This is a genomic window from Lentibacillus kapialis (genome assembly GCF_014646635.1).
In the GTDB taxonomy this organism is placed as follows: domain Bacteria; phylum Bacillota; class Bacilli; order Bacillales; family Amphibacillaceae; genus Lentibacillus; species Lentibacillus kapialis.
In genome coordinates this window covers 30,306-54,288 of sequence record NZ_BMNQ01000015.1, presented here as the reverse complement: position 1 = coordinate 54,288, position 23,983 = coordinate 30,306, and the positions used below count along the sequence as shown (strand labels likewise).

Annotated in this window: 23 protein-coding genes, 1 rRNA gene and 2 other annotated features; all 24 genes read left to right on the top strand. The window is 43.6% G+C overall.

What is annotated here, in order from left to right; translation table 11 throughout:
- Nucleotides 1-6: 6 nt before the first annotated feature.
- The 24 genes from rrf (at nt 7) to rpoB (ending at nt 23,879) form a co-directional block, all read left to right on the top strand.
- A 5S ribosomal RNA gene (gene rrf, locus IEW67_RS07675) occupies nt 7-122 on the top strand.
- A gap of 223 nt (nt 123-345) precedes the next feature.
- Nucleotides 346-993: an MgtC/SapB family protein gene (locus IEW67_RS07670; protein ID WP_188632480.1), complete on the top strand. Its 648-nt coding sequence runs from the start codon at nt 346-348 to the stop codon at nt 991-993.
- Nucleotides 994-1,226: 233 nt separating this feature from the next.
- Nucleotides 1,227-1,694 (top strand): CtsR family transcriptional regulator, encoded by a 468-nt coding sequence (locus tag IEW67_RS07665; protein WP_188632477.1) that lies wholly within the window; start codon nt 1,227-1,229, stop codon nt 1,692-1,694.
- A gap of 17 nt (nt 1,695-1,711) precedes the next feature.
- Nucleotides 1,712-2,239, top strand: a complete 528-nt coding sequence (mcsA, locus tag IEW67_RS07660; protein ID WP_188632476.1) for a protein-arginine kinase activator protein McsA — start codon at nt 1,712-1,714, stop codon at nt 2,237-2,239.
- Nucleotides 2,236-3,300 carry a protein-arginine kinase McsB gene (mcsB, locus tag IEW67_RS07655; protein WP_188632475.1) on the top strand — a complete coding sequence of 355 codons (1,065 nt, stop codon included), beginning with the start codon at nt 2,236-2,238 and terminating at the stop codon, nt 3,298-3,300. Before mcsA ends, mcsB begins: the two co-directional genes overlap by 4 nt.
- 16 nt (nt 3,301-3,316) lie before the next feature.
- Entirely contained in the window at nt 3,317-5,749 is a 2,433-nt protein-coding gene (locus IEW67_RS07650) for an ATP-dependent Clp protease ATP-binding subunit (protein WP_188632474.1), read from the top strand.
- Nucleotides 5,750-6,008: 259 nt separating this feature from the next.
- The gene (gene radA / locus IEW67_RS07645; protein WP_188632473.1) at nt 6,009-7,382 is read left to right on the top strand and encodes a DNA repair protein RadA; all 1,374 of its coding nucleotides are present in this window, start codon (nt 6,009-6,011) and stop codon (nt 7,380-7,382) included.
- A gap of 195 nt (nt 7,383-7,577) precedes the next feature.
- The gene (locus IEW67_RS07640) at nt 7,578-8,675 is read left to right on the top strand and encodes a PIN/TRAM domain-containing protein (RefSeq protein ID WP_188632479.1); all 1,098 of its coding nucleotides are present in this window, start codon (nt 7,578-7,580) and stop codon (nt 8,673-8,675) included.
- A gap of 107 nt (nt 8,676-8,782) precedes the next feature.
- Entirely contained in the window at nt 8,783-10,252 is a 1,470-nt protein-coding gene (gene gltX, locus IEW67_RS07635) for a glutamate--tRNA ligase (protein WP_188632472.1), read from the top strand.
- Between the two features lie 101 nt (nt 10,253-10,353).
- Nucleotides 10,354-10,574 (top strand) — a binding site (T-box leader).
- A 213-nt stretch (nt 10,575-10,787) separates the two neighbouring features.
- Complete coding sequence (cysE, locus tag IEW67_RS07630; RefSeq protein WP_188632471.1) at nt 10,788-11,456, top strand: serine O-acetyltransferase; 669 nt, start codon at nt 10,788-10,790, stop codon at nt 11,454-11,456.
- A complete protein-coding gene (cysS, locus tag IEW67_RS07625; RefSeq protein WP_188632470.1) occupies nt 11,437-12,849 on the top strand; it encodes a cysteine--tRNA ligase in 1,413 nt (470 codons plus the stop codon). Before cysE ends, cysS begins: the two co-directional genes overlap by 20 nt.
- Nucleotides 12,839-13,237 (top strand): Mini-ribonuclease 3, encoded by a 399-nt coding sequence (locus tag IEW67_RS07620; protein ID WP_188632469.1) that lies wholly within the window; start codon nt 12,839-12,841, stop codon nt 13,235-13,237. The genes cysS and IEW67_RS07620 overlap by 11 nt, the downstream gene beginning before the upstream one ends.
- Nucleotides 13,238-13,239: 2 nt before the next feature.
- On the top strand, nt 13,240-13,989 hold the full coding sequence (gene rlmB, locus IEW67_RS07615) for a 23S rRNA (guanosine(2251)-2'-O)-methyltransferase RlmB (protein ID WP_188632468.1): 750 nt from the start codon (nt 13,240-13,242) through the stop codon (nt 13,987-13,989).
- A complete protein-coding gene (locus IEW67_RS07610) occupies nt 13,986-14,495 on the top strand; it encodes an NYN domain-containing protein (protein WP_188632467.1) in 510 nt (169 codons plus the stop codon). Before rlmB ends, IEW67_RS07610 begins: the two co-directional genes overlap by 4 nt.
- Before the next feature lie 219 nt (nt 14,496-14,714).
- Complete coding sequence (gene sigH / locus IEW67_RS07605; protein WP_229671697.1) at nt 14,715-15,335, top strand: RNA polymerase sporulation sigma factor SigH; 621 nt, start codon at nt 14,715-14,717, stop codon at nt 15,333-15,335.
- Nucleotides 15,336-15,403: 68 nt separating this feature from the next.
- Complete coding sequence (gene rpmG, locus IEW67_RS07600) at nt 15,404-15,553, top strand: 50S ribosomal protein L33 (RefSeq protein ID WP_188632465.1); 150 nt, start codon at nt 15,404-15,406, stop codon at nt 15,551-15,553.
- 36 nt (nt 15,554-15,589) lie between these two features.
- Entirely contained in the window at nt 15,590-15,766 is a 177-nt protein-coding gene (gene secE / locus IEW67_RS07595; RefSeq protein ID WP_188632464.1) for a preprotein translocase subunit SecE, read from the top strand.
- A gap of 165 nt (nt 15,767-15,931) precedes the next feature.
- On the top strand, nt 15,932-16,465 hold the full coding sequence (nusG, locus tag IEW67_RS07590) for a transcription termination/antitermination protein NusG (protein WP_188632478.1): 534 nt from the start codon (nt 15,932-15,934) through the stop codon (nt 16,463-16,465).
- Nucleotides 16,466-16,657: 192 nt separating this feature from the next.
- Nucleotides 16,658-17,083 carry a 50S ribosomal protein L11 gene (gene rplK / locus IEW67_RS07585; protein WP_188632463.1) on the top strand — a complete coding sequence of 142 codons (426 nt, stop codon included), beginning with the start codon at nt 16,658-16,660 and terminating at the stop codon, nt 17,081-17,083.
- 171 nt (nt 17,084-17,254) lie between these two features.
- Nucleotides 17,255-17,950 (top strand): 50S ribosomal protein L1, encoded by a 696-nt coding sequence (gene rplA / locus IEW67_RS07580; RefSeq protein ID WP_188632462.1) that lies wholly within the window; start codon nt 17,255-17,257, stop codon nt 17,948-17,950.
- A gap of 92 nt (nt 17,951-18,042) precedes the next feature.
- Nucleotides 18,043-18,190: a sequence feature (ribosomal protein L10 leader region), on the top strand.
- Nucleotides 18,191-18,222: 32 nt separating this feature from the next.
- Nucleotides 18,223-18,729, top strand: a complete 507-nt coding sequence (gene rplJ / locus IEW67_RS07575; protein ID WP_188632461.1) for a 50S ribosomal protein L10 — start codon at nt 18,223-18,225, stop codon at nt 18,727-18,729.
- Nucleotides 18,730-18,787: 58 nt separating this feature from the next.
- The gene (gene rplL / locus IEW67_RS07570) at nt 18,788-19,153 is read left to right on the top strand and encodes a 50S ribosomal protein L7/L12 (protein ID WP_188632460.1); all 366 of its coding nucleotides are present in this window, start codon (nt 18,788-18,790) and stop codon (nt 19,151-19,153) included.
- An 84-nt stretch (nt 19,154-19,237) separates the two neighbouring features.
- Complete coding sequence (locus IEW67_RS07565; RefSeq protein WP_188632459.1) at nt 19,238-19,840, top strand: class I SAM-dependent methyltransferase; 603 nt, start codon at nt 19,238-19,240, stop codon at nt 19,838-19,840.
- Between the two features lie 502 nt (nt 19,841-20,342).
- Nucleotides 20,343-23,879 carry a DNA-directed RNA polymerase subunit beta gene (rpoB, locus tag IEW67_RS07560; RefSeq protein WP_188632458.1) on the top strand — a complete coding sequence of 1,179 codons (3,537 nt, stop codon included), beginning with the start codon at nt 20,343-20,345 and terminating at the stop codon, nt 23,877-23,879.
- Nucleotides 23,880-23,983: the final 104 nt, after the last annotated feature.

The following is a 23,983-nucleotide window of genomic DNA, read 5'->3' as shown; positions in this document are numbered from 1 at the left end:
CACAGGTCTGGCAGCAACAGCGGAGAGGACACACCTGTTCCCATGCCGAACACAGAAGTTAAGCTCTCCAGCGCCGATGGTAGTTGGGGTTTAACCCCTGCAAGAGTAGGACGCCGCCAGGCATGACAGAAGAGGCTGAACCCAACATAAATTGGATCAGCCTCTTTTATTATTCCTGATGTAAAAGGTGTATGTAGCTTCCATACTGTATACGAAAATAATACAATCGCATTTAAACGGATTTCATTCATATGTTTAAAGTAAGACGCTATATACAGCAGGAGGGAGGTTCAATCGGTGGTTGACTTTTTAAATGAACTTATCGGCGATCATTTTAATATTATTATGTTACGCATTGTAATTGCCTTAATCTTATCTGGATTAATTGGGTTTGAACGTGAATTAAAAAATCATTCTGCAGGTTTTAGAACTCATATACTGGTGGGGGTGGGCGCGTGTTTGATGATGCTCCTGTCATTATATGGCTTTGATACACTTATTCAGGCATATGACAATATCCGCTTTGACCCGGCCCGGATTCCGTCTTACGTTATAAGCGGTATTGGTTTTTTGGGTGCCGGTACAATTATCGTTAATGGAATAACGATCCGTGGTCTGACTACTGCTGCGTCGATTTGGACAGTCGCCGGACTGGGGCTTGTAGTTGGATCCGGTATGTATGCTGCGGCTGTTTTTACAACTTTTATTATCTTACTTAGTCTCATATTTCTGAATAATTTTGAAAAATTATTCAGGCGAAAAAAACCTTATCAAATAGAAATAACAGCCCTTCCCGGGTTAACAATTAATAAGGTTGTATCTGTCTTTGAATCCTACTCCCTCATGATTAAACAAGTGGATATTGAAAGGATTGATGGCGAACTGCGAAATATTGTCATTAAAATTGAACCATACAAAGAATTAAGCCAATTAGAGCTTTTTGAAGATATATCAAAAATTGAATATGTTAAAAATATATCGGAACGAAAATAATAAATAATCACAAGATCATGCAGGTGTTAAGCCAAATGTTGTTTTGATAATTAACAAATTACAATTATTCTCTAACCGTTGGGATGTATTAATTGATTTGAAGTTGTCTAATCTTAATGATAAGATGACTTGCATCTTTGTTTGTGTGAAGTATAATGGAAATATAGTCAAAGTTAGTCAAAGTCAAAGCAATTGAGAAGAGTAGACACCAATGATGAAGAGGATGAGGAGATATGCGAAATATTTCTGATATCATAGAACAACATTTAAAACAAATCCTGGAATCTGCCGGCAGGGATATGATTGATATAAAGCGAAGTGAATTGGCAGAGGAATTTCAATGTGTTCCGTCCCAAATTAATTATGTGATTAAAACACGTTTTACTGTGGAAAAAGGATATATAGTAGAAAGTAAACGGGGGGGCGGCGGATATATCCGGATTATAAGGATTAAACATCAGGACAAAGCGGCGTTGATTGATGATATTATTGGAATGATTAATCCGAGCGTTTCACAACAGTCGGCATTGGATGTGCTTGAACGGCTGATTGAAGAAGATTTGGTAACCGAACGTGAAGCAAAAATCATGTTAAGTGCCATTGATAGAGAAACGCTTGCATTTCAATTGCCGTTGCGTGATGAAATTCGGGCACGAATTTTAACGTCGATATTCACAACATTGAAGTATTTAAACAAGTAATCAAGGGGGTTACCAATGTGGAATGCCAGGAATGTCATGAACGGCCGGCGACACTTCATTTCACTCAAGTGATCAACGGTGAAAAGGCAGAGGTTTATGTGTGCGAGGTTTGTGCAAAGGAAAAAGAATATATGAATTACCCGGAGGAAGGTTATTCATTACATCACTTACTGTCCGGGTTGCTTCATTCAACATTTGAAAATCCAAAAAGCACGACTGGGCAGCAGGTAAAGGAAGTACAATGTCCGAAATGTGAAATGACACTTTCAGAATTTAAGCGGGTCGGCAAATTTGGTTGTCCGGCTTGTTATGAGACGTTTGCCGATAATCTTGACCCTATCTTTCGCCGTGTCCACAGTGGCAATACTAAGCATTACGGGAAAATTCCGGCGCGCATCGGTGGAGATATGCGTGTTAAGAAGCAAGTGGATGCCTATAAGGAAGAACTGCAGCGCTTGATTAAAAATGAAGCATTTGAAGAAGCCGCTACTGTCCGGGATAAAATTAAAGAGTTAGAAAAACAAACACGGGGTGACGATTCATGACATTGCAGCAATTTATGAATGAAGCGATCAGCCCATGGATGCGTGAGGAAGGGCCTGACAGCGACATTGTGTTAAGCAGTAGGATACGTTTGGCCAGAAATTTTGCCCAGTATGCATTTCCGATTCTGGCTACTGAAAAGGATTTGCAATATATAAACGGATTCATCCGTGCGGAGTATGAAAACCAATCATTTCAGGACTATAGTGATTTTGCATTTGTCCCCATTAAAGATTTAACTCCTGTGGAAAGGCGTGTTTTAGTTGAGAAGCATTTGATCAGCCCGCATCTGGCGGAAACAAATCATGCATCAGCTGTACTTATATCTAAAAATGAACAGGTGTCCATTATGGTGAACGAGGAAGATCACCTCCGCATACAGCTTTACTATCCCGGATCTCAGCTGAACAAAGCACTGAAAAAAGTTTTTGAACTGGACGATTGGTTAGAGGGGAAAATCGATTACGCCTTTGATGAACAACGGGGATATTTGACTGGCTGTCCAACGAATGTGGGAACGGGTATGCGGGCTTCAGTTATGATGCACTTACCCGCTCTTTCCTGGACTCAGCAGATGAGTCGGCTGATTCCCGCTATCAATCAGCTTGGTCTGGTTGTTCGCGGCATCTACGGAGAGGGCAGCCAGGCAACAGGTAATATTTTCCAGATATCCAACCAAATAACACTCGGAAAATCAGAAGAGGACATTGTGGAAGATTTGCAGAGTGTTGTCCGTGAGCTTATTGAACACGAACGTAATGCAAGAAATGACATTATGGAACAGTCGCCAATCAGGCTGGAGGACCGGATTTATCGTTCCTATGGCGTGTTGACATGCAGCCGAATCATTGAATCAAAAGAAGCAGCAAAATGTTTATCGGATGTCCGTCTGGGAATTGATTCAGGAATTATTGAAAATGTTTCAAGGAATATTTTGAACGAATTAATGGTGCTCACACAACCCGGTTTCCTGCAACAATATGCTAAAAAGACACTGACACCTAACGAACGGGATGTATTGAGGGCGTCACTTATTCGTGAGCGCATGCAATTAGAGAACTAGGTAGGAGGAAAAGTATATGATGTTTGGACGCTTTACAGAGCGCGCACAAAAAGTATTGGCCTTATCTCAGGAAGAGGCGGTGAGGCTCGGGCATAATAATATTGGAACGGAGCATATTCTGCTTGGACTTGTCCGTGAGGGAAACGGCATTGCAGCCAAAGCGCTTGAAGCGCTGGGGCTGGAAGTAACCAAGATTCAGCAGGAAGTGGAAAAACTGATTGGCACTGGCAAACAGCCGATGCAAACCATTCATTATACACCGCGTGCTAAAAAAGTCGTGGAATTGTCGCAGGATGAAGCACGTAAGCTTGGGCATTCGTATGTCGGAACAGAACATATCCTGCTTGGCCTGATTCGTGAAGGAGAGGGTGTGGCAGCCCGAGTTCTTAATAACCTTGGTGTCAGTCTTAATAAAGCACGCCAGCAGGTTCTGCAGCTTCTCGGTAGCAATGAATCACAGGCAGGCCGACATAGTAGAAGTTCACAGGCATCGAGTGCTAACACACCAACACTTGATTCGCTGGCACGCGATTTGACCGACAGTGCCAAAGAAGGAAACGTTGACCCGGTTATCGGCCGCAGCCAGGAAATTGAGCGAGTCATTCAGGTGCTAAGCCGGCGTACAAAAAATAATCCGGTTCTGATTGGTGAACCCGGAGTCGGTAAAACAGCTGTTGCTGAAGGCCTCGCCCAGCAAATCGTCAACAACGAAATTCCGGAAATACTTCGTGATAAGCGTGTCATGACGCTTGATATGGGAACGGTTGTTGCCGGGACCAAATACCGCGGTGAATTTGAAGACCGTCTTAAGAAAGTGATGGAAGAAATTCGCCAGGCGAATAATATTATTCTGTTTATTGATGAATTGCACACATTAATTGGTGCAGGTGGTGCAGAAGGGGCGATCGATGCATCCAATATACTTAAACCGGCGTTATCCAGGGGGGAATTGCAATGTATCGGGGCCACCACGCTTGATGAATACCGCAAGTATATCGAAAAAGACGCTGCACTTGAACGCAGGTTTCAGCCGATTCAAGTCGATGAACCGACTCTGGATGAAACAGTTCAGATTTTAAAGGGATTGCGTGATCGATATGAAGCTCATCATCGTGTAACTATCCCGGATGAATCAATTGAAGCGGCCGTCAACTTATCTGACCGGTATATTACAGACCGTTTCCTTCCCGATAAGGCCATTGACCTGATTGATGAAGCCGGTTCACGAGTTCGCTTAAGCTCTTACACGGTTCCGCCAAACTTAAAGGAACTTGAGAAGAAACTTGAGGATGTCAGGAAAGAAAAGGATTCGGCCGTTCAAAGTCAAGAGTTCGAAAAAGCTGCTTCATTACGAGATTCCGAGCAGCGTCTACGTGAGGAATTGGAAGAAACGAAAAATGAATGGAAAGAAAAGCAGGGTCAGAAAGATTCTGAAGTAGTGGTAGAAGACATTGCCAAAGTTGTTTCCACTTGGACAGGGGTTCCGGTTGCCAGGCTGACAAAAGACGAAAGTGAACGGCTCTTAAATTTGGAAGATACGCTGCATAACCGAGTGATTGGTCAGGAAGAAGCGGTTGAAGCAGTGTCCAAAGCCATCCGACGGGCACGTGCCGGGTTGAAGGATCCTAAGCGTCCAATCGGGTCGTTCATTTTCCTTGGTCCTACCGGTGTCGGAAAGACAGAACTCGCCAGAGCACTGGCTGAGGCTATGTTTGCTGACGAAGAAGCTATGATTCGGATTGATATGTCGGAGTACATGGAAAAACATGCCACTTCCCGTCTAGTGGGTTCTCCTCCGGGCTATGTCGGTTATGATGAGGGTGGACAATTGACTGAGAAAGTCCGGACAAAGCCATATTCGGTGGTTTTGCTGGATGAAGTGGAAAAAGCACACCCTGAAGTATTTAATATCTTATTGCAGGTACTTGAAGATGGCCGTCTGACCGATGCCAAGGGGCGTCTTGTTGATTTCCGCAATACCGTTCTGATCATGACATCAAACGTCGGCGCCAATGAGCTGAAACGGAATAAATACGTTGGGTTCACACTTGATGATGACCAGCAGCAAGACTATCAAAACATGAAAACAAAGGTCACCGACGAATTGAAAAAAGCATTCCGTCCTGAATTCCTGAACCGGATTGACGAAACGATCGTATTCCATTCATTAGAACGTAAACATATGAAATATATCGTTAATCTGATGATCAAACAGCTTCAGGATCGTTTGAAACAGGAGGATGTTGAGTTTACTCTGACAGATAAAGCTATTGAGAAAATTGCCAATGAAGGCTTTGATCCAGAATATGGTGCGCGACCATTACGCAGATCTATTCAAAAAAATATCGAGGATTTGCTTTCCGAAGAATTGCTTAAGGAAAACCTTGAAAAAGGCGAAAAAGTGAAAATCGGCTTAAACAATAAAGGAGAGTTCATTATTTTGCCTTAGTATATCAATAATAGCGAGAAAATCTGACCAAAAAGCTGGAAGGAAATAACCTTTCAGCTTTTTGTGTTGCAACGGTATGCAATGAGAGATGTTATAATGATGGAAGAGCCTGATAATCATTGCCATTTCATGTTGAACACGTGCTTTCTAGTATGTGGAATAAATATGGAACGAAATTTATGGAAATGATAGAGGGCTGTAACTTTTGTGTGATGTTAATCGTATATAATGGAGACTATAGTGAAGGGAAAGATTCATTTTGGCTAAACGAAAAACGAAGTATGTTTGTCAGGATTGTGGCTATGAATCTGCTAAATGGATGGGAAAGTGCCCGGGCTGCAATCATTGGAATACACTCGTCGAGGAAATAGAAGCATTATCCGGGGGCGCCGGGCATACAATGAGCAGGGATGGAAAAGCTGCCGGCCAGCCCGAAAGCATTACATCGATTGAAACTAAAAAAGAGCCCCGGATAACAACTGGAATGAAAGAATTCAACCGTGTTCTCGGCGGAGGCATTGTACCTGGGTCGCTCGCTTTGATAGGTGGTGATCCAGGGATCGGTAAGTCCACTTTGCTGCTGCAGATATCGTCTCAACTTGCTGAGAAGCAATTGCCGGTTCTTTACATCTCCGGAGAGGAATCAACGCGGCAGACAAAACTGCGGGCAGACAGGCTTGATGTCAGTTCAGAATTGTTATATGTGATGGCAGAGACAAACTTGCTTGATATCATAAACCAGATTGAACAAATAAGGCCAGCGTTTGTCGTGATAGATTCAATCCAGACAATCTATCGCGAGGAAGTGACAAGCGCTCCCGGAAGTGTTTCCCAAGTGCGTGAAAGTACCAGTGAATTAATGCGTGTTGCCAAATCAAACGGCATTCCTATCTTTATTGTCGGACATGTGACGAAAGAAGGAGCAATTGCCGGGCCGCGGATGCTGGAACATATGGTAGATGCTGTTCTTTATTTTGAAGGGGAGCGCCATCATACCTACCGTATTTTGCGCAGCGTTAAAAATCGTTTCGGAAGCACACACGAAATGGGTATTTTTGAAATGAAAGAAGAGGGGTTAAGAGAAGTCATGAACCCATCTGAGATCTTTCTCGAGGAAAGGTCGCAGGGAGCAGCCGGCTCAACTGTGGTCGCTTCAATGGAAGGCACACGGCCAGTGCTTGTAGAGATCCAAGCATTGATTTCGCCGACCAGTTTCGGGAATCCGCGGCGTATGGCAACTGGTATTGATACAAATCGTGTGCCGCTTTTGATGGCTGTGTTGGAAAAGCGTGTCGGACTCATGCTTCAGAATCAGGATGCCTACATTAAAGTGGCCGGCGGGGTAAAGCTGGATGAGCCGGCTATAGACTTGGCTGTAGCTGTCAGCATCGCATCAAGTTTCCGAAATCAGCCGACAAAGCCTGAAGATATTGTGATTGGTGAGGTCGGATTGACCGGTGAAATTAGGCGTGTAGCCCGAATCGAGCAGCGTGTGCAGGAAGCGGCAAAGCTCGGCTTTAAGCGAGTGATCTGCCCTATGAAAAATCTGGAAGGATGGGTCCCTCCTGAGTCGATCCAGGTCGTGGGTGTTAACACAGTCCGGGAAGCACTGGATGAGGGTCTGACATCCTGATCAGTTTATTTTCCATATTTTTACAAAAACTACGATTTATTGACAGGTTATATGAAATGTGATAAGATATATTGTTTTCTAAATTGACTCACTTTTATAGGTGTGATAGGATTTAAATGATGCTACATTAAATTTCATCAAGCATGGTTATTCTATAAAAAATGGGTAATAATAAACGGTAGGAGGTGAGTAATGGTGCTGAAAATAATTGTCCATTTATTTTTTATTATCAGTGGAGGTACCATTGGGTTTTTGTATATGCCGGAGATTGTCAGATTGCTGGATTTTACTGACGCGGCTTGGGTTGCATCCCCTTATTTAGGCATGATCGCAGGTGCAATTATATTATTTGCTATATCTTATTTCGCTGCGGGGTACATTGTCGGATTCTTAAGATGGATTGAAGAGGCACTGATTAAGATCCCGGTAAGTGATTTACTGTTTGGGAGTTTTGGTCTGATTGGCGGATTAGTGGTTGCTTATTTAGTGAACATTCCGCTGACTGACATCAATATTTACCTTGTTTCTCAGGTTTTGCCACTTTTTATTACGATTTTACTTGGTTATTTCGGTTTTCAGGTTGGTTTCAGGCGACGGGATGAATTAATGAGTCTGCTTAATTTCAATCGGAAAGAACGGGATAAAAAACGCATCCCTGAAGGAGAATTTTATCAGAAAAACCGGCCGAAGTCTAAAATTCTGGATACTAGTGTGATCATTGACGGTCGGATTGCTGATATTTGTCAGACAAACTTTTTGGAAGGGACAATTGTCATCCCTCAATTTGTACTTGGCGAGCTACAGCACATCGCTGATTCGTCTGACGTTCTTAAACGTAATCGCGGGCGACGCGGGCTTGATGTGCTCAACCGTATTCAAAAAGAATTGCCGGTGGAAGTCGAGATCTACGAGGGTGACTTTGAAGATATTCCTGAAGTGGACAGCAAGCTGATTAAGCTGGCGAAAGTTATTGACGGTATTGTTGTAACCAATGACTTCAACCTGAATAAGGTGTGTGACCTTCAGAGTGTACCTGTATTGAATATTAATGATCTGGCAAATGCTGTCAAACCAGTTGTACTACCGGGTGAGGAATTAATGGTTCATGTCATTAAAGACGGCAAGGAGCACAATCAAGGCGTCGCTTATCTGGATGATGGTACAATGATTGTGGTGGAAGAAGGCCATGATTATATCGGGAAGAAGATTGAGGTTCTGATTACAAGCGTCCTGCAGACATCAGCGGGAAGAATGATCTTTGCCAAACCAAAATTACTTGAAAAAGCCTTGTAAAAACGATATAACTTAGGAAGGAAAATAAAAGTGATAACAATAATGTTATCACTTTTTATTCGTATAGCATATTTGTCTTTATTTATAAAAAAGAAAGGGGCAGCACTATGACACATCAGGTTCGTGTACGTTATGCGCCTAGTCCAACCGGTCATTTGCATATTGGAAATGCACGTACAGCTTTATTTAATTATTTATATGCGAAACATTTTGGCGGGAAATTTATTATCAGGATTGAAGATACCGATGCCAAACGTAACGTTGCCGGTGGCGAAGAAAGCCAGATGATGTACTTAAAATGGCTTGGCATTGAATGGGATGAAGGTGCTGATGTCGGTGGTGATTACGGCCCGTACCGTCAGATGGAGCGTTTGGAGATATATCAGCGGTATATTGACGAGCTGATTGAGAAAGGTTTAGCCTATAAATGCTACATGACTGAGGAAGAGTTGGAACAGGAACGAGAAGAGCAACGAGCCAAAGGGCAAGTTCCAAAGTACTCCGGCGCTCACCGTCACCTGACAGCAGACCAAATTGAAGCGTTTGAACAGGAAGGACGTAAGCCAAGTATCCGCATGCGCGTTCCGGATAATAAATCGTATACGTTCAAGGATATTGTACGGGGCAATATCACATTTGAATCCAGTGATTTTGGTGATTGGGTTATCGTCAAGAAAAATGGGGCACCGACATATAACTTTGCTGTGGCAATTGATGACCATTTAATGGATATCACAGATGTCTTGCGCGGCGAGGAGCATATCTCGAATACACCAAAACAGATGATGGTCTATGAAGCATTTGGTTGGGAGCCGCCGAGGTTTGGCCACATGACATTAATTTTAAATGAAGAACGCAAAAAGCTGAGTAAGCGTGATGAGCATATACTCCAATTTATTGAACAATATCACAATCTGGGCTACTTGCCTGAAGCTTTGTTTAACTTTATCACATTGCTTGGCTGGTCACCGGTGGGTGAAGAAGAAATCTTTACGCGGGACGAACTGATTGAGATTTTTGATCCGGAACGATTGTCGACCTCGGCTGCTATCTTTGACCGGCATAAACTGAAGTGGATGGACAACGAATATATTAAGGCTGCAGACCCCCAACGCATCATTGAGCTGGCGATGCCACATCTGGTCGCCGCAGGAAAATTACCGGAAGATATGGGTACAGCCACAAGAGAATGGGCTGAAAAAGTCATTGCACTGTATCAGGAGCAGCTGCGATATGGTTACGAGATCGTCAAGCTGACGGGGTTGTTTTTCAATGATACCGTCGACTACGATGAAGAAGCCATGAATGTGCTGCAGCAAGAACAGGTTCCTGAAGTACTCCAGGTCTTTACAGATAAATTAATTCAACTCGAGCATTTTGAGAAAGATGCCATTAAACAACAGATCAAGGCAACCCAAAAAGAAACCGGCCATCGCGGCAAAAAGCTGTTTATGCCAATCCGTGCGGCAACGACCGGTCAGACACACGGTCCCGAACTGCAGACAGCCATTGAATTGTTGGGAAGAGATACTGTGGTGAGCCGTCTGAATCATTTGTTGAAGCGGCTTGGAGCTTAATAGTTCACATTTGTGGCTGAATGTAATATAGTGATAACACAATTACATTCAGATCGTATATGGTCGATAGTGAAATTGACCGTACTTTTAAGCTTATCTAATAGAGAGCGTCGACAAGGAGAAGTAAAAAACGTACTTGCTTATCCAGAGAGAATCATCACCGGCTGAAAGTGATTCTGGGCACCGTTTTTGAAATGCACCTTGGAGCCCGTTATGGAAGACCAGTATATAACGGCGGTCCTCAACCGTTAACAGAGCAGGAGCCGGGAGAAATCGGACTTTCTCCAAACAGAGTGGAACCGCGCAGATAAGCGCCTCTGTGTAGTCATTACACAGAGGTGCTTATTTTTATAATAACGTCAGAAAGTATAAATTATGGATGACTTTATAAGAAAAACGACTGCAACCGCTATAAAGACGATGCGAATGCCGAGTTTTTCTAACGCCAGAAATAAAAGTAAAGTTTAGCACGTCCTGTCAAACGGGGGAGTAACTAATTTAGAAGAATTTACAATGAGGGGGAGAAGCCAAAACGATGGGCATATTAAAGCGAATGAAAGAGGATATGGATGTTGTATTTGACCAGGATCCTGCGGCGCGTTCATATATTGAAGTGTTTTTGACTTATTCCGGGTTGCATGCTATCTGGGCGCATCGCATCGCTCACTTTTTCTTTAAGCGCAACTTGCTTTTTATAGCACGATCCATTTCACAAATAAGCCGCTTTTTTACTGGCATTGAAATTCATCCTGGGGCTACCATAGGGCGGAAATTTTTTATCGATCACGGTATGGGTGTCGTTATTGGCGAGACATGTGAAATCGGCGATAATGTCACCTTGTTCCAGGGTGTGACTCTTGGTGGGACGGGTAAAGAAAAAGGAAAACGCCACCCCACGATCAAAGATAATGCGATGGTGACAAACGGTGCCAGGGTTCTCGGCAATATTACAATCGGCAACAGTTCAAAAGTTGGTGCCGGGTCGGTTGTTTTAAAAGACGTACCCGATCATTCAACGGTTGTGGGTGTCCCGGGCCAGATTGTTGTGAAAAATGGGGAAAAGATACGCAAAAACCTTGATCATCATAAACTCCCAGATCCCGTCGCTGACCGATGTGCACATCTACAGGAGGAAATTGACGCGTTGAAAGAAGAAATAGCAAAGTTAAAGGAAGTGAAACAGAATGGCAATAATGATTTATAATTCACTGACACATGATAAGGAACCTTTTAAACCGATGGATGCAGAAAAGGTACGCATGTACGTCTGCGGACCGACCGTCTATAACTACATCCATATCGGCAATGCCCGGCCTGCTATTGTGTTTGATACTGTAAGACGCTATCTTGAATATAAAGGGTACGACGTGGATTATGTCTTAAATTTCACGGATGTCGACGACAAGATTATCAATGCTGCCAACGAATTGAATGAACCCGTGCCGGATGTAGCGAACAGGTTTATCGATGCTTATCTGGCTGATGTGGGGTCACTCGGTGTAAAGAAAGCCACCTATAACCCGCGTGTGACAGAGACGATGGATGACATCATCCACTTTATTTCAAATCTGATCAGTAAAGGTTATGCTTATGAAGTGGATGGGGATGTTTATTTCAAGCCCCGTTCATTTGAGGACTATGGGAAACTATCACACCAGTCCATTGATGAATTGAGGAGTGGTGCGCGTATTCAAGTTGGCGACAAAAAAGAAGACCCGCTCGATTTTGCTTTGTGGAAAAGGGCGAAGGATGACGAGATTGCATGGGATTCACCGTGGAGTCAAGGGCGTCCAGGCTGGCATATTGAATGTTCCGCTATGGCTAAAAAATATCTCGGGGAAACGATTGATATTCATGCCGGCGGACAGGATCTGACATTTCCGCATCATGAAAATGAAATCGCCCAGTCGGAAGCAATGACTGAAAAGACGTTTGCTAATTATTGGATGCATAACGGATATATTAATATTGATAACGAAAAAATGTCCAAATCACTTGGCAACTTTGTTTTAACCAAAGATATTATTGCACAGCACGACCCGCAGGTTATTCGCTTTTTCATGCTCAGTGTTCATTATCGAAATCCGATTAATTTTACAGAAGAACTGCTTAAAGGGGCAAAAAATAGTCTGGACCGGGTTAAAAATGCTTATACAAATCTGGAACATCGCAGCCGGTCAAGTATGGACCTGTCGGGCAAAAGTGATATGTGGCTGGAAAAAATCAGTCATTTGAACACTCAGTTTGAAACGGCAATGGATGATGACTTTAATACAGCGAACGCCATTTCCGTGTTATTCGAACTGACAAAAGAAGCAAATGTGTATCTTGAACAAAAGCAGACAACCTCAAATGTCATCAGAGCTTTCCAGGAGAGCATAAAGAATGTGCTTGGCGTATTGGGAATCCAGATAGATATTGAACAAACACTGCTGGATGACGATGTTGAAGCATTGCTGGAGGAGCGCGTCGAAGCCAGAAAAAACCGTGATTACAGACGGGCAGATGATATTCGGGATACCTTGAAACAAAAAAATATAATCCTGGAAGATACACCTCAAGGTACCAGGTGGAAAAGGGCAGACCATGAATCTTGATGCCAGGCAAATGAAGAGTCTTGCACTTGCCTATATGGGGGATGCGGTTTATGAGGTGCATGTGCGGGCGCATCTTTTGAAAAGCGGCACAGTGAAACCTAATCAACTCCACAAGGAAGCTGTCACATTCGTTTCGGCCAAGTCGCAGGCAGCGATTGTCATGCATTGGCTGAAGACAAAATACCTTACAGGTGAAGAAGAAAAGGTTGTAAACCGGGGCAGAAATGCGAAATCAGGAACTGTCCCCAAAAACACAAGTGTCCAGACTTACCGTTATAGTACAGCGTTTGAGACGTTGATAGGCTATTATTATTTACTTGAAAACACGGAACGTTTAGACGAACTGCTGAATGCGGCTGTGACATTTGTCGAAGGGAGGAAAGGCTGATAATGGACCAGGAAATCATCATAGGCAAAAACGCTGTTATGGAAGTATTGAAGTCCGGTCGGCCCGTTAACAAAGTGTTTGTTTCCGAACACTTGAACAAAGCTTTGTCAGGAAAGCTTCAGCAATTAAGCAAAAATGCCGGAACCATCATGCAAAAAGTGCCAAAAAATAAGCTTGATCAAATGGCTTCCGGCAATCATCAGGGCGTTGTCGCCTACGTTGCCGCTTATGCTTATGCATCACTGGATGATTTGTTTCACCGTGCAGAAGAACGGGATGAAGCACCATTTTTCATCATTTTGGATCAGCTTGAAGATCCGCACAATTTGGGGTCCATACTGCGCAGCGCAGATGCAACGGGAGCACATGGCGTGATTATTCCGAAACGGCGTTCAGTCGGACTGACAGGAGCCGTTTCCAAAACGGCGGCAGGAGCGTTGGAATACGTGCCGGTTGCCCGGGTGACAAATACAGCCAATACGATTGACGAATTGAAAGAACGGTATGTCTGGGTCGTTGGGACGGAAGCAGCTGCTTCCGAAGATTATCGTGAGCTGGACGGAACGCTGCCGATTGCTTTGGTGATCGGCAATGAAGGCAGAGGGATGAGCCGGCTGGTAAGAGACAAATGCGACTGGACGCTCAGTCTGCCAATGAAAGGTCATGTTCCTTCTCTTAACGCCTCTGTTGCCTGCAGTTTATTGTTGTACGAGGTGTTCCGCAAACGATATCCGGCTGGTGACTTATCATGAATGTGCTTGTGGTGGATGGCTATAATATCATCGGGGACTGGGAGGAACTGCGCCTGTTGAAACAGAGCAGTATCGGCCAAGCACGCGATATGCTAATTGAAAAGCTGGCTGAATATCAGGCATATACCGGTATGCGGGTGATCGTGGTATTTGATGCATACTATGTAAAAGGGATCGAAAGCAAGTTGGAGGCATATAAAGTTGAAATCATTTACACCAAAGAAAGCGAAACTGCCGATGAGTGTATTGAGCGAACTGTCAAAGACTTGAAAAATGTCATCAATCAGGTTTATGTGGCCACCTCTGATTATGCAGAACAGCGGACCATTTTTGGTCGGGGCGCACTAAGGAAGTCGGCACGGGAACTGCAAATTGAATTGGATGACATCGATAAGGAAATAGGACAACAAATAGAAAAACATCAAAAAGTTCAGCCGCAGATTAAAATCCCGCTGAACCAGGATGTACTTGAGAAATTTGAGAAATGGCGGCGAGGAAATTCGTGAGTTTTTCGCATTGTTATACCAAGTGACATAGAAAAGTTTTTCTTTTAGGCATTTGCTCGCTCCGGCCAACGCTTCCCCTAGTTTGCGCAAGGCTTTATTTTGTGATTCTATGTTGACTACTAGGAAGCGCTTACTGTATAATATTTCTAAATTGACTGATGTGCAGCCGGGGGGTCTTTTTTGGTGAGTGTCAAGCTGGCAGAGAAAGATTATCAGATTATGAGGTCACTCCATGACGACGAAATAATTCGCTTGATTCATCAGGGGGACAGCCATGCACTGGACTTTCTGATAAATAAATATATTAATTATGTGCGGGCAAAAGCACGGACATATTTTATTATCGGTGCCGACAAAGAAGATATTGTTCAGGAAGGCATGATTGGTCTATATAAGGCAATCCGTGATTATGATGGGGACAAGTTCTCGTCATTCAAGGCATTTGCCGAGCTATGTGTTACCAGACAAATCATTACCGCCATCAAAACAGCTACGCGGCAGAAACATACCCCACTCAACTCCTACGTGTCTCTGGACAAACCAATTTATGATGAAGAATCCGACCGGACCTTGCTGGATGTCATTGCCGGCGCAAAATCGTTTGATCCCCAGGAATTGCTTGAAAACAGGGAAAGTATATTTGATATGGAAGGAAAATTGACGGAGCTGTTAAGTGACCTGGAAAAAAGGGTTTTGAGCTTGTACATGGATGGCTGTACATACCAGGAGATTTCAGTCAAATTAAAACGTCATATTAAATCCATAGACAATGCTTTGCAGCGCATCAAGCGAAAGTTGGAACTGCTTCTGGAAAAAAATGAGGCAGGGGGGGTACGGTAGTCCATTGACACATTATGTCATGCGTGCTACATTAATATGAGTGAAAACCCTGCAATTGGGGTGATACGGTGACAAAAAAAGTAATCATGGCATGTGTTTCGTGTAGCAGCAGGAATTATACAACAAGCAAAAATGTGTCCAAACAGCCTGGACGATTACAGATACGAAAATACTGTAAAATATGCAGTAATCATACATTGCATCGTGAGACGAAATAAGCACGTCAGTCAGGCAGGATCTGGAGGGGACAATCTTTGAAAATCATTAAATTTTTCAAGAATGTTTCGAGGGAGATGAAAAAAGTCAGCTGGCCCAAGGGCCGCGAGTTGACAAGTTATACAATAACCGTATTGACAACAGTGGCATTTGTTGCGGTGTTTTTTGCAATTATTGACCTCGGCATTTCACAACTGCTAAATTTATTTTTTTAACCGTAAATCTTGAATAATGAACTGATTTTTATGCTATAATGGAAAATAATATCTTGATTAGGAAAACCCGGGATATCGGGTTTTTTAATATGTTTGAATTTCTCGCAAAAACGATTTAAAAAAGTCAATAAGGGAGGGAAGGGCAACGCAAATTGTCCTGATCACATGGAAAAAAACTGGTATGCGATCCATACTTATTCCGGTTATGAAAATAAGGTGAAGACAAACCTTGAAAAGCGCGTGGAAACTATGAATATGGAGGATAAGATCTTCCGGGTGCTCGTTCCTGAGGATGAAGAAACAGAAATTAAAAATGGCAAGAAGAAAGTGGTCAAAAAGAAATTTTTCCCCGGGTATGTGCTCGCCGAAATGGTTATGACGGATGACTCGTGGTATGTAGTGCGCAACACACCAGGTGTTACAGGATTTGTCGGGTCAAGCGGACACGGAACAAAACCGACGCCGCTTTTGCCTGGTGAAATAGATGCGGTGCTGAAACGGATGGGAGTATCCGAGCCTGTCACACAAGTCGATTTTGAACTGAAGGAGAACGTGAAGGTGACAGACGGACCGTTCAGCGAATTTACCGGGACAATCGAACATATCGATGCCGATAAACAAAAACTTAAAGTACATGTTAACATGTTCGGTCGCGAAACCCCCGTTGAACTTGAGTTTTCCCAGGTTGAGAAATTGTAAGAGTATTCCCGTCTGTTATGTATGAAAGAGGGTTTATCACTCAAAATGCGCATAAAAACTTGCATAATTTGATGATACATGCTAAAATTTTTTTGTTATTTACGTCCCCGGAATGAGTGCGGGGATTTGTAATGTTGAGTGGGAGGGGAACAGCCCTATTACCACATCACGGACTTTAAGGAGGTGTGTCTCGTGGCTAAAAAAGTAATTAAATTGGTAAAATTGCAAATCGAGGCCGGTAAAGCAAACCCGGCACCGCCGGTAGGACCGGCGTTGGGTCAGGCTGGTGTGAATATCATGGGATTTTGTAAAGAATTCAACGCTCGTACCCAGGATCAGGCCGGCATGATTATTCCGGTTGAAATCACGGTGTTTGAAGACCGGTCTTTCACGTTTATTACGAAAACGCCGCCAGCTGCAGTACTGCTGAAAAAAGCAGCCGGTATTGATACGGCGTCAGGCGAACCCAGCCGCAACCAGGTCGCTTCGGTCAAGCGTGATCAAGTGAAGGAAATTGCGGAAACTAAAATGCCTGATTTAAATGCAGCTGATTTGGATGCTGCCGTACGTATGGTTGAAGGAACCGCACGCAGCATGGGTATTTCAATTGAAGACTAATGTAAGTACAACATGAATAATACAGTTGCGATAAATGGTCTGCCATGTTACGCAACTTTTTTCATGATAAATGCACCGGTGCTCTGGTTATTATAAGCATATAACAGTGCCGGCAAGCATTTTAAGTGGGAGGTCTTACCGCTAAAAACCACAACCTGAGGAGGAAGTAAAATGGCAAAAAGAAGTAAAAGATATCAAGAAGCTGCCAAGCTTGTGGATCGTTCAAATGCATATGATGCTGAAGAAGCGATTGCTTTATTGAAAGAAACCGCAAAGGCAAATTTTGATGAAACAGTTGAAGCTGCTTTCCGTTTGGGAGTTGACCCGAAGAAAGCTGATCAGCAGATCCGCGGTGCTACAGTTCTGCCGAATGGAACCGGCAAAACCCAGCGCGTTCTGGTATTTGCAAAAGGTGATAAGGCAACAGAAGCTGATAATGCCGGAGCAGATTATGTTGGCGAGCAGGATTTGATCAATAAAATCAACCAAGGCTGGTTTGATTTCGATGTTGTTGTTGCAACACCGGATATGATGGCTGAAGTCGGTAAACTTGGCCGGGTTCTCGGTCCTAAAGGTCTTATGCCTAACCCTAAGACTGGTACGGTAACATTCGAAATTGAAAAAGCCGTTAACGAAATTAAGGCCGGTAAAGTGGAATACCGTGTGGACAAATCCGCCAATATTCATGTGCCGCTTGGCAAGATCTCATTTGATAATCAGAAGTTGGTAGAGAATTTTGAAGCTATTGCCGAGACGCTTATGAAAGCAAAGCCACAGGCATCAAAAGGGATTTATATGCGTAATGCTTCTGTAACATCTACCATGGGCCCTGGCATAAAAATCGATGTTTCCGGCTATCGCAGTTAATATCAGCTTCATGCGACTGCATAATTTAGCGTTTCGGATCAGATTGCATGGTTGACTTTTGATGAACGATCAAGTAGAATAAATAGCGTTATAAAGATGAATACGTTATACCGTAGACAGCAGGTGCAGATTATGCTTAATTTCCTGCCGAGGTGTTGGATAGCAAATGGATAACTCCCCGAATGGGTCTATTTGTCATACAAGCCTCCATGTCTGCATGGGGGCTTTCTTAATAAATACGGTATGATGAACATTTAACAGGAGGTGGAACGATGGCTAATAGCAATATTATTGAGCAGAAAAAGCAGCTTGTCGATGAAATTGCTGACAAATTCCGCGACAGTCAATCAACAATGCTAGTGGATTATCGCGGACTTGATGTTGCTGAGGCGAATGAATTGCGCAAACAATTGCGTGAAGCAAATGTGGAATTCAAAGTTTATAAGAATACCATGACACGCCGCGCAGTGGAAAAAGCCGAGTTAAGTGATTTGTCTGATACACTTGTTGGTCCGACTGCAGTTGCCTTCAGTAACGATGACGTTGTAGCACCCGCTAAAATCCTGAATAATTTTTCCAAGGAACACACAGCGTTGGAAATCAAAGGCGGCGTCATTGAAGGTGAAATTGTATCACTTGAGCAAATTAAGGAACTTGCAGATCTGCCGAACTATGAAGGAATGGTTTCCATGCTTCTTAGCGTATTGCAAGCACCTGTGCGCAATTTTGCATACGCGACGAAGGCTATTGCAGATCAGAAAGAGGAACAAGGAGCATAAATTGGATGCTGGCGTTCCGGCATTCGTATAACAAAACGATAAAAATGGAGGAATAAAAATGGAAAATCAGCAAATTATTGATGCGATTAAAGATATGTCCGTTTTGGAATTAAATGATTTAGTAAAAGCAATTGAAGAAGAATTTGGCGTAACCGCTGCAGCACCAGTTGCAGTTGCAGGCGGGGACGGCGGCGGAGAAGCCGCTGAAGAGCAAACAGAGTTTGACGTAGAGCTTCAGGACGCTGGTGACTCAAAAATCAAGGTCGTTAAAGCTGTCCGTGAAATCACCGGTCTTGGTCTGAAAGATGCGAAAGAATTGGTTGATAACGCTCCTAAAGCTGTTAAAGAAGGGGCAACTAAAGAGGAAGCTGAAGAAATTAAAGGTCAGCTAGAAGAAGCAGGTGCAACGATAGAACTTAAGTAGTTTGGTAATGAAGAGCTCGTCGGTATTTCGACGGGCTCTCTGTATATTTCTCCTTCACAATTACACAACGAAGCGGGTGTCCAAATGTCTGAGCATTACTTTACACAAAACCCTCGTTCTAAAAGTTCACCTCAGAAATGGAATTATAAGTTGAGGGGCGAGATTTTTACATTCGAGAGTGATTTTGGCGTTTTCTCAAAAAATGAAGTTGATTATGGCTCGAAACTGCTGATTGAACATTTTCGAGAGCCTCGGGTTACGGGTGACCTCCTCGACCTTGGCTGTGGATACGGGCCGATAGGAATCACTGTTGCGAACTGTTATAAGGAGCGCCTGGTTATGCTGACAGATATTAATGAACGAGCAATCGATCTCGCCAAAAAAAATGCGCACCACAATGGCGTGAGTAATGTTGAATTTGCAATAAGTGATCGATTCAGACATCTCAAAGATATGAAATTTGCGGCAATCCTCACCAATCCTCCCATCCGGGCAGGCAAAAAAATTGTCCATCAGATGTTTGAAGACAGCAAGCATGCCTTGCTAAAGAATGGGCAGTTATGGGTGGTCATTCAGAAGAAACAGGGTGCACCATCTGCATTAGACAAATTGAAAGATTTATTTGGAAATGTTAATGTAATTGACCGCAGTAAAGGTTATTATATTTTAGTGGCACAAAATGATTGACCTTACATTTCTCTTATGATAGTATATTAAAATGCTATGATGGGACTTCTTTTGTCAAGAGAGGATTTCACTTGATTAACACGTATAAATCGCTGGTAATCGGGAACAATGATAGAATCTGCAAAAAAGAATGGCCTATTTATGAAAAAATTAAAATCATTTGTTTCCCTTCTTAATGGTCGAAATTAAGGATATATTGCCGGTGTTAAAATATGTTTTCTACAGTTATCCTGCTGTAGAATTACCGAAAGTTATGTAAACAGTAGTACACGTGCTATTGTTATTTTGTATCTGTTTACGAGTTTGAAAAATGGCCAACCATATATCAGTTTATTTGAAAGTAACGCATGGTTACTTTCTTGCTGCAATAGATACAATTGAGTTTTGCGTCATTGAAGTTTGGTAATGTGCCAAGTTTTGAATAATTATATAAGTCATTTTTCATTGGAGCAAGCGTGGTTCTTAAATCTTTGGAAAATGCTTGATTTGAGGGGTGAAGCAGTTGACAGGTCAACTAGTTCAGTACGGACGGCACCGTCAGCGCAGAAGCTATGCGCGTATTAGCGAAGTATTGGAATTGCCTAATCTTATCGAAATTCAAACCGCTTCCTATGATTGGTTTTTAAAGGAAGGTTTGCGGGAGATGTTCCAGGATATTTCCCCAATTGAGGATTTTGCGGGCAACCTATCATTGGAGTTTATTGATTATAGTCTTGGTGAACCTAAATATCCTGTTGATGAGTCGAAAGATCGGGATGTCACATATAATGCCCCGCTTCGTGTAAAAGTTCGCCTAATCAATAATGAGACAGGTGAAGTGAAAGAGCAGGAAGTGTTTATGGGCGACTTTCCGCTGATGACAGATACTGGCACATTTATTATTAATGGTGCCGAACGGGTTATTGTTTCGCAGCTTGTACGGTCACCTAGTGTCTATTACGGCGAGAAATTCGATAAAAATGGCAAACGCGGTGTGACTGCAACCGTGATTCCGAACCGCGGAGCTTGGCTGGAGTTTGAAACGGATGCTAAAGATGTTGCATATGTAAGAATTGACCGTACACGTAAGTTGCCGATCACGGTTCTTTTGCGTGCGCTTGGATTCAGTACAGATCAGGAAATCATTGATCTTCTCGGCGAAAATGAATACCTGAAAAACACCCTTGAAAAAGACAATACTGAAACAACTGAAAAAGCGCTGCTGGAAATCTATGAGCGTCTGCGTCCGGGCGAGCCGCCAACCGTTGAAAATGCCAAAAGCCTGCTTATTTCACGCTTTTTTGATCCTAAGAGGTACGACTTGGCACGCGTTGGCCGGTATAAAATGAACAAAAAATTAAATGTGAAAAATCGGTTGTTCAACCAAGTTCTGGCTGAACCCGTTGTCGATCCTGAGACGGGAGAAGTTCTGGCTCAAAAGGGCGACAAATTGGAACGTAAACTGCTTAATAAGATCATTCCTTATCTGGAAAATCAGAAAAATACGCTGGGCGAAAAATATATTGATCCGAGTGAAGCGATTTTGGATGAATCAATTCGTCTACAATCCGTAAAGATTGTTGATCCGACTGATCCTGAAGGCGAACGTGAATTGGAAGTCATTGGAAATGCGGGCGTCGACAGCGGTGTTAAACATATTACTCCTGCTGATATTCTATCGTCTGTCAGTTATTTCTTTAATCTGCTGCATCGTGTTGGCGGAACCGATGATATTGACCATTTGGGTAACCGGCGTTTGCGCTCTGTCGGTGAATTGATGCAAAATCAATTCCGGATTGGGCTCTCCCGTATGGAGCGTGTGGTGCGTGAACGGATGTCAATTCAGGACACCTCAAGCATTACACCACAACAGCTGATTAACATCCGTCCGGTTATAGCTTCCATTAAGGAGTTTTTCGGGAGTTCACAGTTGTCACAGTTTATGGATCAGACAAATCCTTTAGGTGAATTGACCCACAAACGACGCTTGTCCGCTCTTGGCCCCGGCGGTCTCACACGTGAACGCGCCGGCTTTGAAGTGCGTGACGTCCACTACTCACACTACGGCCGTATGTGTCCGATCGAGACCCCTGAGGGACCGAACATCGGTCTGATCAACTCATTGTCCAGCTATGCAAAGGTCAATGAATTTGGGTTTATTGAAACACCTTATCGTCGTGTCGACCCGGAAACGGGTAAAGTAACCGGTGAAACGGATTATCTGACTGCTGATGAAGAGGATAACTATATTGTCGCACAAGCAAACGCCCGACTGAATGAAGATGGAACCTTTGGCGATGAGGAAGTCATTGCCCGTTTTCGCGGCGATAATACAGTTGTTCCCCGTGAAAAACTTGATTATATGGACGTGTCACCAAAACAGGTGGTTTCTGCTGCAACAGCATGTATACCATTCCTTGAGAATGATGACTCCAACCGTGCCCTGATGGGTGCAAACATGCAACGTCAGGCGGTACCGTTGATGGAACCGCAAGCACCAATTGTTGGAACGGGAATGGAATACGTATCCGGCAAAGACTCGGGTGCAGCGATTATCTGTCGAAATGAAGGCATCGTGGAGCATGTTGAAGCAAAGGAAGTCCGTGTCCGCCGTATTTCTGAGGTTGACGGTAAAGAAGTGAAAGGTGATTTGGATGTTTATCGTATGCAGAAATATATCCGTTCAAACCAGGGAACCTGCTATAACCAACGTCCGATTGTCTCGAAAGGTGACCGTGTAACCAAAGGAGAAATCCTGGCTGACGGTCCATCGATGGAAGACGGGGAATTAGCGCTTGGCCGCAATGCCCTGGTCGGCTTCATGACTTGGGAAGGTTATAATTATGAGGACGCGGTCATCATGAGTGAGCGAATGGTAAAAGATGATGACTTTACGTCGATTCATATTGAGGAATACGAATCGGAAGCCCGTGATACAAAACTTGGACCGGAAGAAATCACACGGGATATTCCAAACGTTGGTGAAGATGCTTTGAAGAATCTCAACGAAGACGGGATTATTCGGATAGGCGCGGAGGTTTCAGATGGCGATATTCTGGTCGGTAAAGTGACGCCTAAAGGGGTAACGGAACTATCTGCTGAAGAACGTCTGCTTCATGCGATCTTTGGTGAGAAAGCAAGGGAAGTCCGTGATACGTCGTTGAAAGTACCGCACGGAGCAGGTGGCATTGTGTTGGAAGTTAAAATATTCAACCGGGAAGACGGCGATGAATTAACGCCAGGTGTGAATCAGCTAGTACGTGTTTACATCGTTCAGAAACGGAAAATATCCGAAGGGGACAAAATGGCGGGAAGACATGGTAACAAAGGTGTTATTTCCAAAATTTTACCCGAAGAAGATATGCCATTTTTGCCTGATGGCACACCGATTGACATCATGCTCAACCCACTGGGTGTCCCGTCACGTATGAATATCGGACAGGTGTTTGAACTACATTTGGGTATGGCTGCACGCCAGCTTGGTCTGCATGTGGCCACGCCGGTATTCGATGGAGCAAATGAGGAAGATGTTTATGAAACGTTACAGGAAGCGGGTATGCCTAAGGACGCAAAATCTATCCTGTATGACGGCCGGACGGGTGAGCCGTTTGATAACCGTGTGTCTGTCGGCGTCATGTATATGATCAAATTGGCACATATGGTTGATGATAAACTTCATGCCCGTTCCACCGGACCTTATTCGCTTGTAACGCAGCAGCCGTTGGGCGGTAAAGCACAATTTGGCGGTCAGCGCTTCGGTGAGATGGAAGTTTGGGCACTTGAAGCATATGGCGCTGCTTACACACTGCAAGAAATTCTGACCGTAAAATCGGATGATGTGGTAGGGCGCGTCAAAGCCTATGAATCAATCGTTAAAGGTGATAATGTTACCGAGCCCGGCGTTCCCGAATCATTTAAAGTGCTTATCAAAGAGCTTCAAAGTCTTGGAATGGACGTTAAGATGCTGTCCAGTGATGAGTCGGAGATCGAAATGCGGGAATTGGAAGAAGAAGAAACACAAGCGGCAAGTAAATTAAACCTGGAAGCTGAGGAAAATTAATAGGATTGGGTTGCACTTTGTATAGGCTGATGATGAATATCGGATCAAAAACCGGTAAAACACCGGTTTTTCCGGTCCGGGAAATTCGGACACAAAAAAGGGAG

What these genes read in the sequence shown, in the direction of transcription:
- IEW67_RS07670 (WP_188632480.1), top strand. Translation starts at nt 346, where the DNA reads ATGTTACGCATTGTAATTGCCTTAATCTTATCTGGATTAATTGGGTTT.
- rplA (WP_188632462.1), top strand. Translation starts at nt 17,255, where the DNA reads ATGGCAAAAAGAAGTAAAAGATATCAAGAAGCTGCCAAGCTTGTGGAT.
- cysS (WP_188632470.1), top strand. Translation starts at nt 11,437, where the DNA reads ATGGCAATAATGATTTATAATTCACTGACACATGATAAGGAACCTTTT.
- rplJ (WP_188632461.1), top strand. Translation starts at nt 18,223, where the DNA reads ATGGCTAATAGCAATATTATTGAGCAGAAAAAGCAGCTTGTCGATGAA.
- IEW67_RS07610 (WP_188632467.1), top strand. Translation starts at nt 13,986, where the DNA reads ATGAATGTGCTTGTGGTGGATGGCTATAATATCATCGGGGACTGGGAG.
- cysE (WP_188632471.1), top strand. Translation starts at nt 10,788, where the DNA reads ATGGGCATATTAAAGCGAATGAAAGAGGATATGGATGTTGTATTTGAC.
- nusG (WP_188632478.1), top strand. Translation starts at nt 15,932, where the DNA reads ATGGAAAAAAACTGGTATGCGATCCATACTTATTCCGGTTATGAAAAT.
- rplL (WP_188632460.1), top strand. Translation starts at nt 18,788, where the DNA reads ATGGAAAATCAGCAAATTATTGATGCGATTAAAGATATGTCCGTTTTG.
- rlmB (WP_188632468.1), top strand. Translation starts at nt 13,240, where the DNA reads ATGGACCAGGAAATCATCATAGGCAAAAACGCTGTTATGGAAGTATTG.
- IEW67_RS07620 (WP_188632469.1), top strand. Translation starts at nt 12,839, where the DNA reads ATGAATCTTGATGCCAGGCAAATGAAGAGTCTTGCACTTGCCTATATG.
- mcsB (WP_188632475.1), top strand. Translation starts at nt 2,236, where the DNA reads ATGACATTGCAGCAATTTATGAATGAAGCGATCAGCCCATGGATGCGT.
- IEW67_RS07650 (WP_188632474.1), top strand. Translation starts at nt 3,317, where the DNA reads ATGATGTTTGGACGCTTTACAGAGCGCGCACAAAAAGTATTGGCCTTA.
- IEW67_RS07565 (WP_188632459.1), top strand. Translation starts at nt 19,238, where the DNA reads ATGTCTGAGCATTACTTTACACAAAACCCTCGTTCTAAAAGTTCACCT.
- gltX (WP_188632472.1), top strand. Translation starts at nt 8,783, where the DNA reads ATGACACATCAGGTTCGTGTACGTTATGCGCCTAGTCCAACCGGTCAT.
- sigH (WP_229671697.1), top strand. Translation starts at nt 14,715, where the DNA reads ATGAGGTCACTCCATGACGACGAAATAATTCGCTTGATTCATCAGGGG.
- IEW67_RS07665 (WP_188632477.1), top strand. Translation starts at nt 1,227, where the DNA reads ATGCGAAATATTTCTGATATCATAGAACAACATTTAAAACAAATCCTG.